This window comes from Ligilactobacillus sp. RTP31139st1_D10_RTP31139_211217 (genome assembly GCF_040226755.1).
GTDB classification, from domain to species: Bacteria; Bacillota; Bacilli; order Lactobacillales; family Lactobacillaceae; genus Ligilactobacillus; species Ligilactobacillus animalis.
The window spans coordinates 78,354-93,818 of sequence record NZ_JBCOAR010000002.1 but is presented as its reverse complement, the minus strand read 5'-3'; the positions used below and the strand labels follow the sequence as shown (position 1 = coordinate 93,818).

The 15,465-nt window shown below is 42.0% G+C and carries 15 protein-coding genes; 11 read left to right on the top strand and 4 right to left on the bottom strand.

Annotation, left to right across the window (positions count from 1 at the left end):
• The first annotated feature begins 2 nt into the window (after positions 1 to 2).
• The 4 genes from mnmA to recD2 all read left to right on the top strand — a co-directional run bounded on the left by mnmA (position 3) and on the right by recD2 (position 4,969).
• Positions 3 to 1,145 carry a tRNA 2-thiouridine(34) synthase MnmA gene (gene mnmA, locus ABT996_RS01620; RefSeq protein WP_103050407.1) on the top strand — a complete coding sequence of 381 codons (1,143 nt, stop codon included), beginning with the start codon at positions 3 to 5 and terminating at the stop codon, positions 1,143 to 1,145.
• Between the two features lie 93 nt (positions 1,146 to 1,238).
• On the top strand, positions 1,239 to 1,892 hold the full coding sequence (locus ABT996_RS01615; RefSeq protein WP_035448966.1) for a histidine phosphatase family protein: 654 nt from the start codon (positions 1,239 to 1,241) through the stop codon (positions 1,890 to 1,892).
• 12 nt (positions 1,893 to 1,904) lie between these two features.
• A complete protein-coding gene (locus tag ABT996_RS01610) occupies positions 1,905 to 2,564 on the top strand; it encodes a tetratricopeptide repeat protein (RefSeq protein ID WP_035448968.1) in 660 nt (219 codons plus the stop codon).
• An 11-nt stretch (positions 2,565 to 2,575) separates the two neighbouring features.
• A complete protein-coding gene (gene recD2 / locus ABT996_RS01605) occupies positions 2,576 to 4,969 on the top strand; it encodes an SF1B family DNA helicase RecD2 (protein ID WP_035448970.1) in 2,394 nt (797 codons plus the stop codon).
• Between the two features lie 87 nt (positions 4,970 to 5,056).
• Here recD2 and ABT996_RS01600 read toward each other — a convergent pair whose 3' ends face one another.
• The 3 genes from ABT996_RS01600 to ABT996_RS01590 form a co-directional block, all read right to left on the bottom strand.
• Positions 5,057 to 6,043: a diacylglycerol/lipid kinase family protein gene (locus ABT996_RS01600; protein ID WP_010688767.1), complete on the bottom strand. Its 987-nt coding sequence runs from the start codon at positions 6,041 to 6,043 to the stop codon at positions 5,057 to 5,059.
• A 208-nt stretch (positions 6,044 to 6,251) separates the two neighbouring features.
• The gene (rnjA, locus tag ABT996_RS01595; RefSeq protein WP_010688768.1) at positions 6,252 to 7,928 is read right to left on the bottom strand and encodes a ribonuclease J1; all 1,677 of its coding nucleotides are present in this window, start codon (positions 7,926 to 7,928) and stop codon (positions 6,252 to 6,254) included.
• A gap of 3 nt (positions 7,929 to 7,931) precedes the next feature.
• Positions 7,932 to 8,144 carry a DNA-directed RNA polymerase subunit epsilon gene (locus ABT996_RS01590; RefSeq protein WP_010688769.1) on the bottom strand — a complete coding sequence of 71 codons (213 nt, stop codon included), beginning with the start codon at positions 8,142 to 8,144 and terminating at the stop codon, positions 7,932 to 7,934.
• A 284-nt stretch (positions 8,145 to 8,428) separates the two neighbouring features.
• Between ABT996_RS01590 and ABT996_RS01585 the strand changes: the two genes are divergently transcribed.
• Positions 8,429 to 8,899 carry a hypothetical protein gene (locus ABT996_RS01585; RefSeq protein ID WP_035448972.1) on the top strand — a complete coding sequence of 157 codons (471 nt, stop codon included), beginning with the start codon at positions 8,429 to 8,431 and terminating at the stop codon, positions 8,897 to 8,899.
• Between the two features lie 74 nt (positions 8,900 to 8,973).
• On the opposite strand, the gene def is transcribed toward ABT996_RS01585, so the two are convergent.
• Entirely contained in the window at positions 8,974 to 9,531 is a 558-nt protein-coding gene (gene def, locus ABT996_RS01580) for a peptide deformylase (RefSeq protein WP_035448973.1), read from the bottom strand.
• Positions 9,532 to 9,807: 276 nt separating this feature from the next.
• On the opposite strand from def, the gene ABT996_RS01575 reads away from it, so the two are divergent.
• The 6 genes from ABT996_RS01575 to ABT996_RS01550 all read left to right on the top strand — a co-directional run bounded on the left by ABT996_RS01575 (position 9,808) and on the right by ABT996_RS01550 (position 15,434).
• Entirely contained in the window at positions 9,808 to 10,710 is a 903-nt protein-coding gene (locus ABT996_RS01575; protein ID WP_349924591.1) for a Rossmann-fold NAD(P)-binding domain-containing protein, read from the top strand.
• 18 nt (positions 10,711 to 10,728) lie between these two features.
• Positions 10,729 to 11,019 carry a UPF0223 family protein gene (locus ABT996_RS01570; protein WP_035448977.1) on the top strand — a complete coding sequence of 97 codons (291 nt, stop codon included), beginning with the start codon at positions 10,729 to 10,731 and terminating at the stop codon, positions 11,017 to 11,019.
• On the top strand, positions 11,019 to 11,804 hold the full coding sequence (locus ABT996_RS01565) for an inositol monophosphatase family protein (RefSeq protein WP_035448978.1): 786 nt from the start codon (positions 11,019 to 11,021) through the stop codon (positions 11,802 to 11,804). The genes ABT996_RS01570 and ABT996_RS01565 overlap by 1 nt, the downstream gene beginning before the upstream one ends.
• A 152-nt stretch (positions 11,805 to 11,956) precedes the next feature.
• The gene (typA, locus tag ABT996_RS01560) at positions 11,957 to 13,798 is read left to right on the top strand and encodes a translational GTPase TypA (RefSeq protein WP_010688776.1); all 1,842 of its coding nucleotides are present in this window, start codon (positions 11,957 to 11,959) and stop codon (positions 13,796 to 13,798) included.
• Positions 13,799 to 13,944: 146 nt separating this feature from the next.
• On the top strand, positions 13,945 to 14,235 hold the full coding sequence (locus tag ABT996_RS01555; RefSeq protein WP_004048930.1) for a DUF1507 family protein: 291 nt from the start codon (positions 13,945 to 13,947) through the stop codon (positions 14,233 to 14,235).
• Positions 14,232 to 15,434, top strand: coding sequence for an FtsW/RodA/SpoVE family cell cycle protein (locus ABT996_RS01550; RefSeq protein WP_035448980.1), 1,203 nt, complete (start codon positions 14,232 to 14,234; stop codon positions 15,432 to 15,434). Before ABT996_RS01555 ends, ABT996_RS01550 begins: the two co-directional genes overlap by 4 nt.
• The last annotated feature ends 31 nt before the right edge of the window (positions 15,435 to 15,465 follow it).

Genomic DNA, 15,465 nt, shown 5'->3' with positions numbered 1-15,465 from the left:
TGATGGTGAGTTCTTACATGCAAGATAATAGTAAGACAAGAGTTGTTGTGGGCATGAGTGGTGGCGTTGACTCGTCAGTTGTGGCTTATTTGCTCAAGCAACAAGGTTATGATGTTGTCGGAGTTTTTATGAAAAACTGGGATGACAAAAATGATAGCGGAGTTTGTACCGCAACTGAAGACTACCAAGATGTAGCTAAGGTAGCCGATCAGATCGGGATCCCATATTACTCGGTCAACTTTGAAAAAGAATACTGGGATGGTGTTTTCACCTACTTCTTAGATGAATATAAAAAGGGACGTACACCTAATCCCGATGTGATGTGTAACAAAGAGGTCAAATTCAAGGCCTTCTTGGATTATGCGATGGAATTAGATGCCGATTATATCGCAATGGGACATTACGCACAGTTGTCACGTGATGAAGATGGCACGGTGCATCTATTGCGTGGGGCTGATGAAAATAAGGATCAAACTTATTTCTTGAGCCAATTAACACAAAAAAATCTGCAAAAAGCAATGTTTCCGATCGGGAATATGGACAAGTCAGAAGTGCGTAAGATCGCAGAAGAGGCTGGTCTAGCAACCGCTAAGAAGAAAGACTCGACGGGTGTTTGCTTTATTGGTGAACGTGACTTCAACAAGTTTTTAAGTGAATTTTTACCAGCTAAGCCAGGTTTGATGAAGACTTTGGATGGTGAAGTAAAGGGCGAACACTTTGGCTTGATGAACTACACGATCGGGCAACGCCGTGGTCTAGGGATCGGTGGCGATGCTAAGAGCAATGAGCCTTGGTTTGTTGTCGGTAAAGATCTAGCAACTAATACTTTGTTAGTTGGACAAGGCTATCACAATGAGTACCTATACGCAACAAGCTTAAAAGCAAGTGAATTGAGTTTTGTTGCGCCGATCGAGGATCGTGGCAATGAGTTCCATTGTACAGCGAAGTTCCGTTACCGCCAAAAAGATTCGGGCGTTACCGTTCGTTTTAACGCTGATCGCACAGAGGTAGAAGTTATCTTTGACGAACCCGTTAGAGCGATCACACCAGGGCAAGAAGTTGTCTTTTATGATGGCGCTGAATGCCTAGGTAGTGGAACGATCGATCACGCTTATCAAAACGGCAAGCAATTACAATACGTTTAGAGATTTAGGGACTGTAGCTTAAGGCTATGGTCCTTTTTTCTTTGGGCTAGGTATGCTAAAATTTAGACAATAGACATGGAAGAGGGATGGATTTTGACAAAGTTGTTTTTTGTACGCCATGGAAAAACTGAATGGAATTTAGAAGGGCGTTATCAAGGGGCGCGTGGTGATTCACCATTACTACCCGAGAGTTATCGCGAGATCGAAGAATTGGCGACTTATTTAAATGATTTTAAATTTGCTAAGGTCTATTGTAGTCCGATCCGCCGAGCTAAAGTGACTGCACAAAAGCTAGTCGCTAATTTAGCACAGCCGGTCAATTTAGAGGCTGATGTAGCTTTCCAAGAATTTAACTTAGGAAAGATGGAAGGGATGAAATTTACCGAAGTCGCAGAAAAATATCCAGCTGAACTCGACGGTTTCCGGCATCACCCCGATAAATACGATCCAAGTAAGATCGAAGGTGAAAGCTTTGAAGAGTTATTTGAAAGAATGACCCCAAAGATCAAGGCGATCTGTGAACGTTATCCGAAAGATAATGTCATTATTGTCAGTCATGGAGCGGCTTTGTGTGCTGAGATCAGACATTTACTTGGGGTCCCGTTAGACCAAATCCGGGCTAAGGGTGGATTAGCTAATACAAGTACCACGATCTTAGAGACGAAAGATGGTCAAAACTTTAAGTGTCTGGCTTGGAATAAGACAGATTATCTAAAAAAGAAACTTGATCCGACTGATATTGTGTAAGAAGGTGTAATGATGAAACGGGCTAAACAAGATGAAAAGATGCAACAAGTCATCCAAGAATTGATCCAAAAGATCGATGCTGATCCATACGACCAAGAGAGTTATTATGCTTTAGGGACGGCGTTAACTGAAGAAAAGAGCTTTGCCCAAGCGGAAGAACTTTTTAAAAAAGCGCTCAATGCTTTGAGTGATCGGACAGAAAAAACAGAATTATTGCATTATGGACTGGGCAATGTCTATTATGCAAGTGAACTCTATGATGAGGCAATCGCACAGTTCAACTTGATCCAAGATGGAAAATTACAAGCCGAAGCCTATACGATGTTGGCTCAAGCTTATTATGCGAAAGCTGACTATCAAAAGGCTTTAGTCTTTGCTTTGACAGCAAGTGAGAAGATGCGATCAGCAGCAACTTTAAGTTTGATGGGTGATTGTTTTTTAGCCTTGGGCAATTTTGGCCCAGCCAAGGACTATTACCAACAGGCTTTGCAATTAGAACCAAATGACACGCGGATCAATTTTCAGTTGGGTGTGCTCGCAGTTGTGAACGGTGCTGACCCAACATCATATTTTGAGCGCGCCAAGCAAAGTGATCCTAAGCTCTATCAAACATTAAAGACACGTCTAAACGATGTGGAACAGACGATGCAGGCAACAACAAAGAAAAAATAAGGCGGTAGATGATGCAACAAGAGACACTGACACTATTTGATGAGGATAAAAATGAAGGTTATTTAGTCGCCGAAGTTCTAAATATCTTTTTTGAAGCACCAGCAAGTTTGTATAAAGTAGCGCTTGTGGGCATCACCGAGACCGATCTTGATCTAGACAGTGAAGTGACGATCACAGGGAATTTTCCCGAGCTCGTTGAGGGAACAAGTTACTATTTTAAGGGAAAGATCACCGAACACCCTAAATATGGCCGTCAAGTCCAAGTGCTCAGCTATAAGCCAGAGATCTTGTCTTCAAAAGATGGTGTGATCGCGTATTTAGCTGGTGATCATTTTGAAGGGATCGGTAAGAAGACAGCTGAAAAAATAGTTGCTCAGTTGGGCGAAAATGCCGTCGATAAGCTTTTAAATGATCCAACAGTTGCTGATGAGTTGGGTTTGAGTGCCAAGCAAAAGGAGAACCTATTAGCCGGGATCACAGCGGATAATGGGGCTGAACACACTCTGATCGGCTTGAGTACATTAGGCTTTTCCGAGAAAATGGCGGGTAAGCTCTTTGAAAAATATCGTGAAAAGACTTTAGATGTCGTCCATGAAAATCCATATCAGCTAGTTTATGATATTGAAGGCTTCGGTTTTAATCGTGCTGATCAGCTAGCTTTGAAACTGGGTGTGGCTGCGACAGCTGAAGTTCGCTTAGCGGCGGCGATCTTTGAAAGCATGGCCCAATTGAGCCTATATTTGGGAAATACTTATACGGATGGTCCCACATTATTAAAAGAGGCCTTACGCTTATTAGAGCAGAGCCGCCCTGAGAAGATCGAACCTGAATTATTAGCTGACCAGTTATTGAAAATGGGTGAAAAAGGCCAAGTGATCTCAGATGATAGTCGGATCTATTTACGACGCTACTATGAAGCTGAATATACGATCGCTGAAGAGCTCAAGCGTTTGGCGACTAAAACAAGTGAGCAAGAGGTAAGTGATACCCAGATCGATGACTTTATCCAAGCAATCCAAAAAGATCTCCAGATAACGTATGGTCCTGATCAAAAAGCGGCGATCAAAGCGGCTGTTAAAGCCCCAGTCTTTTTACTGACCGGGGGACCTGGTACAGGTAAGACTACGATCATTATGGGGATCGTGCGGACGTTTGCGGCGCTACACGAGCTTGATCTATCAGATACGAGTCAAACGCCGATCCTCTTAGCTGCTCCTACCGGAAGAGCTGCTAAGAAGATGAGTGAAGCTACTGGGTTACCTGCTTCAACGATTCACCGCCTATTGGGCTTGAATGGTCGTGAAGATGAATTGCCTGAAGAGACAAAAGTACTAGAGGGTCAATTATTGATCGTTGATGAAACTTCGATGGTCGATACTGTCTTGTTACAGTTACTATTAGAAAGTATTCCCGAACAGATGCAAGTTATCTTTGTGGGGGACCGTAATCAGTTGCCTTCAGTGGGACCAGGTCAGGTCTTTTCTGATCTGTTAGCCAGTGAAACTTTACCGCAAAAAGAGCTCGCCAAGATCTATCGGCAAGGTGATGGGTCAACGATCATCAAATTGGCACATGCGGTCAAGGATGGGATCGTCCCACCTGATCTAATGCAAAAGACCAATGACCGTTCATTTATTCCTTGTCATGCCGATCAAGTGAGTTCAGTGGTCGAACAAGTCGTTACAGCAGCTTTAGCTAAGCAAAATAAGAGTGATGATGTTCAGATCTTAGCGCCTATGTATCGTGGGGCTGCCGGGATCACTAACTTGAATCAGACGCTACAGGCACTCTTGAATCCTAAAAAAACACAACAAAAAGAGATCAAGTTTGGAAATAACGTATTTCGGATCGGTGACCGTGTTTTACATTTAGTCAATGACCCAGAAAATAATATTTTTAATGGCGATATTGGTAAGATAGTCGGGATCGAGTTGAAAAAAGATCGCCCCAAAGAAGATAAGGTGATCATCTCATTTGATGGTCAAGAAGTCGAGTTTGGTCGTAAAGATCTCATCAACTTGACACTAGCTTATTGTATGTCGATCCATAAATCACAAGGTAGTGAATTTCCGATCGTGATCTTACCTATGGTCCAACAGTATTCACGGATGTTTGCCCGGAACTTGCTCTATACAGCTTTAACACGGGCCAAGGAAAAGCTTATCTTATTGGGTGAACCAGAAGCTTATGCTAAATGTATTCAAACTGTAGCCTTAAACCGTAAAACTACGCTTACGACGCGTTTATGGGAAGTTTTGGGTAAACCGAAGAGTTCGGACACTAAAGAAGCTACTAAAGCGGGAAGTGCGCCCAAGTTTATTTTAACGCCAGCTTTGGTCAAAACGGGTGAGATCGACCCGATGATCGGGATGGATAATTTGACACCGGCGGATTTCATGCGGTAATAAAGTGAGTCAATGTAGTCTACAAAACGAGGGTCCTACTATGATGCGTTTTTGGCATCATAGTAGGACCCTCGTTTTAGATCGGCATTAATCGCGTTTGGTAACAGGTACCCCTTGGATATTGATCCAGAAAGGATATTTGATCGTCCCAAAAAAGATATCGTAGTATTTACTTCCAGCTTCTTCACCGTCGATCTGACCGTACTCTAAAGAATTGATGATCAGATGGATATTTTTATCTTTGTAGTGATGAAGATAGGGAAGTTTAAGTTGCTTTTGGAAATAGATCGCGATACTCAATGCTAAAAATTTAAAAAAGCCTAAGTTATCAGCGATGATCAAGTCAAGCTGATGATCATTGATATCAGCTTCCGGGGATAAGATGATCCCATTTTCAAAATAAGGATGGTTGGCGATATTGACTAAGCGAGCATGTTTAAAGAACTCATATTTATCACCGATCCTCAAAGTAACTGCAAAGGCTTCTTGATTTAAAAAAGCGGTGAAAACATTTACGAGATACGCCAAAAAGTTCAAGTGAAGCTTGAGCAAGATCTTACGTAAACGCATATGTTTATGCACGTTAGCATTTAGACTGATCGTATAAGCATCAAGGCCGATCCCAAAATCATTTAAAAAGTATCCTTGTTCGTTATGAGTCGTTTCTTGATATTCCCCAACATTATAGTAAGTCGGTTCAGTTGCAGCCAAGATCTGCTCTAGGGCAACTAAAGGATCTGAAGCGGTCCCGATCCCCTTGGCAAAACCGTTATTATGGCCAACGGGGATAAAAGCAAGTGGAACTTCCAAAGGAGCTTCGTGTTTGAGGGCATTGAGCGTCTCATTTAAAGTTCCGTCTCCACCCACGACTAAAACGACACGGTCTTTGAGATTTTCCGCTTTTTGCTTGCCAAAATTTAAGTGGATCAACTGTTTAGCATGGCCAACATGTGTGGTTTGATGCGCTTCATATTTAACTTGGCGAGTAAGCAAAACCTGTTCGACTTGCTCCCAAACGTTAGCAGCTTGACCATGATCAGCATTTGGATTAACAATAATAAAGAAAGTTTTCAAAACGAGCGGTGATATAAAATATGGACGTTATGGGAATAACGAGAAAGATCATATATGTCCTTTCCTTTATTTTCGAACTAAGCAAAGCCTGATCCATATTAACTTTCTTCAGGCGCTAGTAACTATTAAACAATTATAGCTAATATTTTAGCAAGCGACAAGCACAAAAAAGCAAGCCAAAATCTACTCTTGGCTTGCTTTTTGGCGTTTAAACTGTAACAAACATTGGTAAGATCATTGGATGACGCTCGGTTTGTTCGAAAAGGAACGTTTGGAGCTCAGCAATGATATTTTCACGCAACATTGCTTCAGTAACTTTTTCATTTTTCAAAGTCTGTCTGATCGTCCGATAAACACGTTTACGTCCTTGTTTGATCAATTCACCAGATTCACGCATATAGATGAATCCACGTGATAGTAGATCAGGCCCAGCTAAGATCTCGCGTTTTTGCATATCGATCGTAGCAACTACAACGACGAGCCCTTCCTCTGAGAGGATCCGGCGATCGCGTAAGACGATATTACCGATGTCACCGATCCCGGAACCATCGACATAGACGTCTTCAGCGTTGAAGTGCCCAGCATAACGGGCGGAATCTTTAGTCAAGGCTAAGACATCACCGTTTTCCAAGATAAAGGAATTTTCGGTAGGGACATCGCATTTTTCAGCCAATTCAGTATGGATCTTCAACATCCGATACTCACCGTGGACTGGCATGAAGAATTTAGGCTTCATCAAACGAAGCATCAATTTTTGTTCTTCTTGCCCACCGTGTCCAGAAGCATGGATATTATTGACCTTACCATGGATGACCGTGGCGCCAGCTTCTTCAAGTTCGTTGATGACTTTGTTGACACTCAAGGTGTTACCTGGGATCGGCGAACTTGAAAAGACGACCGTATCGCCTGGTTGGATCGCTACTTGACGGTGGGTCCCATTAGCGATCCGACTTAGAGCAGCCATAGGTTCACCTTGCGAACCGGTACATAAGATCATGACTTTATTAGCGGGTAAGCTATTGATCTCGCGTGCATCAACGATCGCATCATCTGGGATATCAAGATAACCTAATTCCCGTCCGTTTACGATAGCTGCTTCCATACTACGGCCAAAGACTGCGATCTTACGTCCCTTAGCGATCGCAGCCGCCGCAGCTTGTTGGACACGTGAGATATTTGAAGCAAAGGTCGCAAAGATGATCCGACCTTCGACTTGTTCGAAGATCCGTTTGATCGATTTGCCGACCCAGCGTTCAGATTTGGTGAAGTTAGGGACTTCGGCATTAGTACTATCGGATAGTAAGCATAAAACGCCTTCTTCACCCAAGCGCGCCATCTTTTGAAGATTAGGGGCTTGGTTTGTGATCGGAGTTAGATCAAATTTATAGTCACCGGTGCAGACAACAGTACCAGAAGGGGTCTTGATCGCAACACCTAGGGTATCAGGGATCGAGTGCGTAGTTCTAAAGAAGGACACGCTCGTCTTTCTGAAACGTAGGACAGTATCTTCATTGATCTCATGCAATTCAGTTGAGTTCAATAGACCATGCTCTTCTAGTTTGCTCTTGATCAAGGCAAGGGCTAATGGACCAGCGTAGATCGGAACGTTTACCTGTTTCAAAAGGTAAGGGATACCACCGATATGGTCCTCGTGCCCGTGTGTAATGACTAAAGCTTTGATTTTTTGCTGATTTGCGACGAGGTATTGATAGTCGGGGATGACGTAATCGATCCCTAAAAGGTCATCTTCAGGGAACTTGATGCCGGCATCGACGACGATGATCTCGTCTTGAAATTGGATACCATAAGTATTTTTCCCAATTTCGCCCAGACCACCGAGTGCAAAAACGGCGGTCTCGTTATTTTTAACATTTAGTTTTTTCATCTTTTAAAACTCCGTAAGTTTAAAAGCTGGACTTTCCTTTTCGTATTCTAAAGCTGCGTCGCTCAATTCTTCGATAAATTCAACATTGTATTCGGTATTTGATTCTACTAAAACGCGTGCTTCTGGTTCTGAGTCAGCTTCTAAATATAAAGATTCCGTGTTTTCACGGCGTGGATTGATTTTTTTCGTTGGTTGATAATATACTTTAAAGATCATTAATGATTCTCCTTTTATGAAATTAATTATAGTTATTTGCACTTATATAAAAGTTCAAATCAGCAAAAATAAACTTCCGAACAGGGATTGTTTACACAATAATTAATCCTATTTTACCATAGTTTACAAACTAAGTATATAAAGTTGATCAAACGCGCCGGATAAAAGACTAGACAAGGTCACGGGCGAGATAAAGGCTAAGATACTTTTAAGTTTAGGTGTCCAATAATGCTAGTTTGTCTAAATTTGGTATATAATCAAAGAGTAAACAAGTAGGTGAAGTTATGGAATTTTTATATCTGATCATTGGAGTGGTCATTGTCGGAACATTAGCCTTTATTTTTCAGCGATATCGCCGAAAGAAAGCATTGAAATTGATCCAGCTGGACAGTCAAAAATTGACGTATTCAGTGATGGAGGCAAGTTTAAAAAATTTAAAGCTGTTAAATGAAAGTTTAGCAGCTTCAGCCTTGATCTCAGATGTTTGGGGCAAGGGAGTCATGGCTTTTGAATATCAGCTTGAAGTTAAAGATTTAACTAACGCCGATCTAAATGGTCTAAAAAAACAGCTCGAACAGCAACTAGCAGTACATGCTAAAGCGCAAGGAATCAGGGGCTATCAGCAAAATAGGGCTTTTGTAGTCTCTGATATCTGGTTGAAAGATGGTATCTTGCATATCGACGTCTCCTATCTAGTCAATAAGGCAACTGTTGAATATGTCAATGATATGAATACTTTAGAACAAAATAATTAAGCAGGTCACAAATAACGAGGGTCTCCGGTATGATGCGTATGTACATCATGTCGGGGACCCTCGTTGTTATATGATTAAAGCAAGATCAAGTCTTCAGTGGCAGCGAATGGATTTTCTTTATTGATGTGATCAAAGAACAAGACGCCATTCAAGTGGTCGATCTCGTGTTGAACGACGATCGCAACATAGTCTCGTAAGCGTTCAACGTGTTCGTTGCCATCTAGATCATACCAGCGCAATTTGATCCGAGCATGGCGTGGAACGTAGCCAGGGATCTCACGGTCGACCGAAAGACAGCCTTCACCTTCTGCTAGGGCAGCCATTTGGACTGATTCACTCAAGATCGTTGGGTTGATCAAGATGTGCTTAAATAGTGGTTCTTGACCTTCTTCTTCGCCAGGAACTAGGACTGCAGTCATCCGTTTAGATACATCGATCTGAGGTGCTGCTAGTCCGACACCGGCGCGGAGGTTGTATTTTTCTGCGATCTCAAGGTCTTGGCTGTTTTCTAAAAATTCCATCATTTTTTGAGCAGTTTGCTTTTCTTCATCGCTCAATGGAAATGTAAATTTTTCTGCTCGTGCCCGCAAAGTTGGGTGCCCTTCGCGGATAATATCATGCATAGTGATCAAAAATAATCATCCCTTCATTTATTTCTACCTTGATTTTAGCACATTTTAGGAAAAAAGTTTTCAGCTTTTTAGCGTAACGTTTTCGTGACAAAGCATGGTAGCTGTTACATTATTGTTAGATAAGGCTAGAAATTATTGTGCTATAATTAAAGAGAATTTTAAATGTTTACGAAAGTACGTTTGCGTTTTAACACTAAAAGAGATATACTTTTACTTTTGTATCGTGGCGGTCCAAAAGAGATCACATTTCGGCAAGATGAAAAGTGGAGGATTCAAATGGATAATAATATGATGATTTGTGGGGAAAACCCTGAACTGCAGTTATTTTTACAGACATGTATCTTACACGATGAGCATTTAAAATGTTTTTGGTTCCAGATCAATGAAACACCTACTGACCAAGTTGTTTCATTAGTTGAAAGTTCAGCTTTTGCCGATAATTTTGTATTAGAGGCAACTGCACATCCAAAATGGGATGAATTACAGCTGATCTTACTGGGAACACCACCCAAAGATTATGTTGAGGCTGAGGGGGAAAATGCACAACGTCGCTGGGTCCAACTGGTGATCAATCAAGCAATGGCTAATGGTTTTAGGGGTAAGATCTGCGTGGTCTTGCCCCATGATCATCTGTGGGTCTATTCGGCTTTGCGCTTTTCAGGCTTACCCGCTAACAATGTCTTTGGTTTAGGCACGATGGGACTTTCTGAAACGGTTGCCCGCTTATTGGGTGAACGTTTAGATATCGGGAGCGATCCGATCTACGCTAACGTCATCGGCACACAAGACGAGGCTTTTATCGCTTGGAGTCGTGCGCAGATCGCCGGTAATTCGGTTTTAGGGATCGTTGCGCAAGATAATAGTTTATTTGGACAGGCAAAATTAGACGAGATCACTAAAGATTACCAAGCTAAATTGGTGCAAGCAAAGGAAGTCGTAACAGTTTTGTGTTTACAACGGATCTGTCGGGCATTGTTTTTCAATCATCCGATCTTAGTGCCTTTGACCCATGAGATCGAATTTGCTAAGCAAAAGATCGCGGTCAGTGAGCCTGTTGTTTTGTCGAAACAAGGGGTAGCTGTTTTGACAAAATTGACACTCTCAGAAGATGAATCGACACAGTATATGGAAGTAAAGCAAAACGTTTTAGCTGAATTAGAAAATTTACGTAAACAATAGATAAAGGTGAGGTTTAAGATGAAGATCAGTGAAAATTTTGAATACCCACTATTACCTGAGTGGACGACCGCAGAGATCATTACTGCAAGTGAATTTTACGAAGCAGTTGAGAAAGTTTATACTACTGGGATCGAACGCGAAGAGTTTTTAGCTAAGCATAAAAAATTTTTGCAAATGGAGCCAGCGATCATGACTCAAAAACAACTCGATCGAGATTTTGAGCAAGCTTCAGGGCTCAGTATTTACCAGGCGGTTAAGCTGGCTAAGGCAACGACTGGCAAACGAGTAAAATTTAAGGAAAAGGGTTGATGGTGGTGACTGACTGGAAAACGATCAATGCTAGTGTGCAAGAGTGGTTCAAAGAAGTTCGGTGCCAATTGTTGGCTGGTTGTGAGGAAGAACTACAAGTTGCCCAAAAAAGTGGACGCACCGATCTAGTGACTAATATCGATAAGCAAGTTGAAAAATATTTGGTCACTCAGATCAAGCAGACTTTTCCTGGTTCGCGTGTTTTAGGCGAAGAAGGCGATCATGACCAAGATCTGGCGACCTACCAAGGTTTAGTTTGGATCATCGACCCGCTGGATGGGACCTTGAATTTTGTGAAACAAAAGGACCATTTTGCAAGTATGCTAGCAGTTTATGAAAATGGTCATGAAAAATTGGGCTATATTCTCGATGTGATCAACGATAAACTCTATTGGGGCGGACCGGAAAGTGGCGTTTTTTGCAATACGGCTCGGTTGCCCCAAGTGCCTGATCTTTCCCTGGAACAGGGATTATTCGATGTCAGTGGACGGATGCTAGTGCGCAATTACCGCAATGTTGCCCAAGTTGCCGAAAAAAGTATGGGGATCCGCGTCTATGGCAGTGCAGGGATCGGTTTTATCCATGTTTTGACCGGTAAAACAGTGGGCTATTGCTCCCATCTGCATCCTTGGGATCATGCAGCTGGAAAGATATTGGCAAAAGCGCATGGTTTGAGCGTAAAAAGCATTGACGATAGTGAATTAGATGTGCTATCATCAAGTGATGTATTAGTAGCGACGAAAAATGCTAAGAACGATATTATCAAGCTGATGCGCAAGCGTTAGTTTGAAACTGTGGCACTAAGTCACAGTTTTTTTATGTGGGTTCTTGAAAATGAGATAATTTTTTTCATAACATTCAAAGTCGATAGGCCGTTAGGGTTATTGAATTGAAGGGGCATTTCTCAAGCAGTAGATTTTGAAAGGAAGAAACAACTTTGAAAACACGTGATGATATTCGTAATGTTGCGATCATTGCCCACGTTGACCATGGTAAGACAACATTAGTTAACGAATTATTAAAACAATCAGATACGCTTGATGAACATACCGACATCGGCGATCGTGCGATGGACTCAAATGATATTGAAAAGGAACGTGGGATCACGATCCTTTCCAAGAACACAGCGGTAAAATATAACGGTAAACAGATCAACATCTTAGATACACCAGGACACGCCGACTTTGGTGGGGAAGTGGAACGTATCATGAAAATGGTCGATGGTGTTTTGCTTATCGTGGATGCGTTCGAAGGAACGATGCCACAGACACGTTTCGTGTTGAAAAAAGCTTTAGAACAACACTTGACACCAGTGGTCGTGATCAATAAGATCGACCGCCCAGGTGCTCGTCCAGAAGAAGTTGTCGATGAAGTGTTAGATCTCTTTATCGAACTCGGTGCTGATGAAGAACAACTTGAATTCCCAGTTATCTACGCTTCTGCGATGAACGGGACTTCTTCTTTTGATTCCGACCCAGCTAAACAAGAACACACAATGGATCCGATCTTCAACACGATCTTGGATGCTATTCCAGCTCCAAAAGATAATGCTGATGAACCATTGCAATTCCAAGTTGCAATGCTTGACTACGATGATTTCGTAGGTCGTATCGGTATTGGTCGTGTCTTCCGTGGCAAGATCAAAGTGGGCGATCAAGTTACAGTTATGAAACTTGATGGTACACAAAAGAACTTCCGTGTAACTAAACTCTTTGGTTTCTTTGGTTTGAAACGTCTTGAGATCCAAGAAGCTAAAGCCGGTGACTTGATCGCTGTTTCAGGGATGGACGATATCTTCGTTGGGGAAACAGTTTGCCCAGCTGATCATCCTGAAGCATTACCATTATTGCGGATCGACCCACCTACATTGCAAATGACATTTATGACAAATGATTCTCCATTTGTTGGCCGCGACGGTGACAAGGTTACTGCACGTAAATTAGAAGATCGTTTGAAGATGCAATTGCACACGGACGTTTCTTTGAAGGTCGAAGATACTGATTCACCAGATGCCTGGACTGTTTCTGGTCGTGGTGAGTTACACTTGTCGATCTTGATCGAAATGTTACGTCGTGAAGGCTTCGAATTGGCCGTATCTCGTCCTAAGGTTATTTACCGTGAGATCGATGGTCAATTATGTGAACCATTTGAAAGTGTGATCATCGATACACCTGATGAATACTCCGGTTCTGTTATCGACTCAATGGCACAACGTAAAGGTGAAATGTTGAACATGGAAACTGGTTTGAACGGCCAAACACGTTTGGTATTCTCAACTCCAACACGTGGTTTGATCGGTTATGATTCCCAATTCCTTTCCATGACACGTGGTTACGGTATCTTGAACCACACATTTGCCGAATACAAACCAGTTATTCGCAACTGGGAACCTGGTCGTCGTAACGGTGCCTTGGTTTCGATCAACCAAGGTAAAGCAACGACTTATGCGATCATGGGTGTTGAAGGCCGTGGTACGATCTACGTTGATCCAGGTACAGAAGTTTATGAAGGTATGATCGTGGGTCAATCTTCACGTGAACGTGATATCTCAGTTAATATCACTAAAGGTAAGAACATGACCAACGTTCGTTCTTCTAACAAGGACCAAACAGCAACGATCAAGAAACCAACACATTTGACATTGGAAGAATCGCTTGAATTCTTGAATGAAGATGAATTGTTGGAGATCACGCCAGAAAATATTCGTTTGCGCAAACGGATCTTGGAAACAAATGCGCGTGAAAAAGCAGCTAAAAAAGCAGCTAAAGCAACACAATAATAGTTAAACTAAACCACAAGTGTGATTTCGATCGCACTTGTGGTTTTTTAGTAATTTTGTAAATATTTTTAATGTGTTACAGTTGGACAGACATATTCAAGCGGTTTTATGATATAATTGCGGAAGTATGAGAGGAGATCAAGTTGATGGAAAACTTTATTTCAAAACAACAGGCTTTAGCTGTTTTACAGCAAGATGCAGCTGAGATCTGTGACCTATTAGGCAAGCAAAGTAATATTTTGTGTCGGACGGATTGTCCCGCTTTTGAAGAAGTTGCCGACACAAGGATCTATGGCTTTTCTTGTGAAGTCAAGTTTTTGATACGTAGTGGTTTATTGACCACTTCGGAGGGGCATCAGCTGATAAAAGAACTTGAAGAAAAATTGGGTAATATCCAAGCAAGGGTGACACCAGACGTTGGAGTGGAATGGGAATGAAGACAAAGTTTCTAAATAAACTAAAATATTTTGATTATGGCTTATTTATACCTTTTCTCATTTTAGCCTTGATCGGGATCGTGATGGTTTATTCGGCTAGTTCGATCAATCTATCATATTTGACCGGGAAGACGATGCAGTATTTTATCCGGCAATCGATCTATGTGATCATGGGTATCGGTCTGACAGTACTATTTGCGCAAACGAACCCACGGTGGTGGCGCAACCCGCGGATGTTGCTCTATGGCTGGGGCTTTCTAATGTTGCTCTTAGGTTATGCCAAGTTCTTTACTTCAGCTATCAATGGGGCAAATGGCTGGATCAATTTAAAAGTGATCAGTATCCAGCCTTCTGAAATTTGTAAGTTATACTTAGTGATGTTTTTAGCTAATCTTTTTGCTAATTACACAACCAAAGGCAAAAATGTCTTTTATAAAAGAATGATGAGAAAGCGTGTTACCAAGGAATTATTGATGTTACTGATGGTGCTATCAATGTTGTTACTGATCGCATTAGCGCCTGACTTTGGTGGTTTTGGTATCAGTTTTGCGATCGTTGTCGTGATGTATTTAGCGTATGCTGATATAAACTATAAAAAGAGCACGTGGATCATTATTTTAGGGACCGCATTCCTAGGGATCGGGACTTATCTTTTGCAGTTTACCACGGCGCTTAACAACACGAGCCTTGGTTATATCAGGCAACGCTTTTTGGCAGTGTTTGATCCATTTCAATATGCTAATTCGAGTGGTAAACAGTTGGTAAACTCATTTTATGCGGTCAGCAACGGTGGCTTGATCGGGCGCGGACTCGGTGAAAGTATCCAAAAAAGAGGCTATCTTCCCGAACCGTACACCGACTTTATTCTCTCAGTGATCGCCGAAGAATTAGGCGTATTGGGAGCGGTCGTCGTGCTGTGTTTACTGGCTTGGATCATTTTAAGGATCTTTTTGATCGGTATTCGATCAAAGAGCGTCTATGCGATGTATTTTTGTTATGGTGTAGGGACCTTTATTGCTGTTGAGACCTTCTTTAACGTTGGTGGGGCGATCGGCTTGCTACCGATCACCGGTGTTACATTGCCGTTTATCTCTTATGGGGGCTCAAGTATGATCGTTTTGACGGTTGCTTTGGGGATGGTGATGAATATTTCAGCAACGCAAAAACGGGGCCTTGAAGTAGAAGTTTTTGGTAAGTAAGTTTGTAGAAAATAGAAGAATTTAGGAAAGT

Coding starts and splice junctions, on each gene's coding strand:
- ABT996_RS01550 (WP_035448980.1), top strand. CDS start 14,232: ATGAAGACAAAGTTTCTAAATAAACTAAAATATTTTGATTATGGCTTA.
- mnmA (WP_103050407.1), top strand. CDS start 3: ATGGTGAGTTCTTACATGCAAGATAATAGTAAGACAAGAGTTGTTGTG.
- ABT996_RS01570 (WP_035448977.1), top strand. CDS start 10,729: ATGAAGATCAGTGAAAATTTTGAATACCCACTATTACCTGAGTGGACG.
- ABT996_RS01575 (WP_349924591.1), top strand. CDS start 9,808: ATGGATAATAATATGATGATTTGTGGGGAAAACCCTGAACTGCAGTTA.
- ABT996_RS01585 (WP_035448972.1), top strand. CDS start 8,429: ATGGAATTTTTATATCTGATCATTGGAGTGGTCATTGTCGGAACATTA.
- ABT996_RS01590 (WP_010688769.1), bottom strand. CDS start 8,144: ATGATCTTTAAAGTATATTATCAACCAACGAAAAAAATCAATCCACGC.
- recD2 (WP_035448970.1), top strand. CDS start 2,576: ATGCAACAAGAGACACTGACACTATTTGATGAGGATAAAAATGAAGGT.
- rnjA (WP_010688768.1), bottom strand. CDS start 7,928: ATGAAAAAACTAAATGTTAAAAATAACGAGACCGCCGTTTTTGCACTC.
- ABT996_RS01565 (WP_035448978.1), top strand. CDS start 11,019: ATGGTGGTGACTGACTGGAAAACGATCAATGCTAGTGTGCAAGAGTGG.
- ABT996_RS01555 (WP_004048930.1), top strand. CDS start 13,945: ATGGAAAACTTTATTTCAAAACAACAGGCTTTAGCTGTTTTACAGCAA.
- ABT996_RS01610 (WP_035448968.1), top strand. CDS start 1,905: ATGAAACGGGCTAAACAAGATGAAAAGATGCAACAAGTCATCCAAGAA.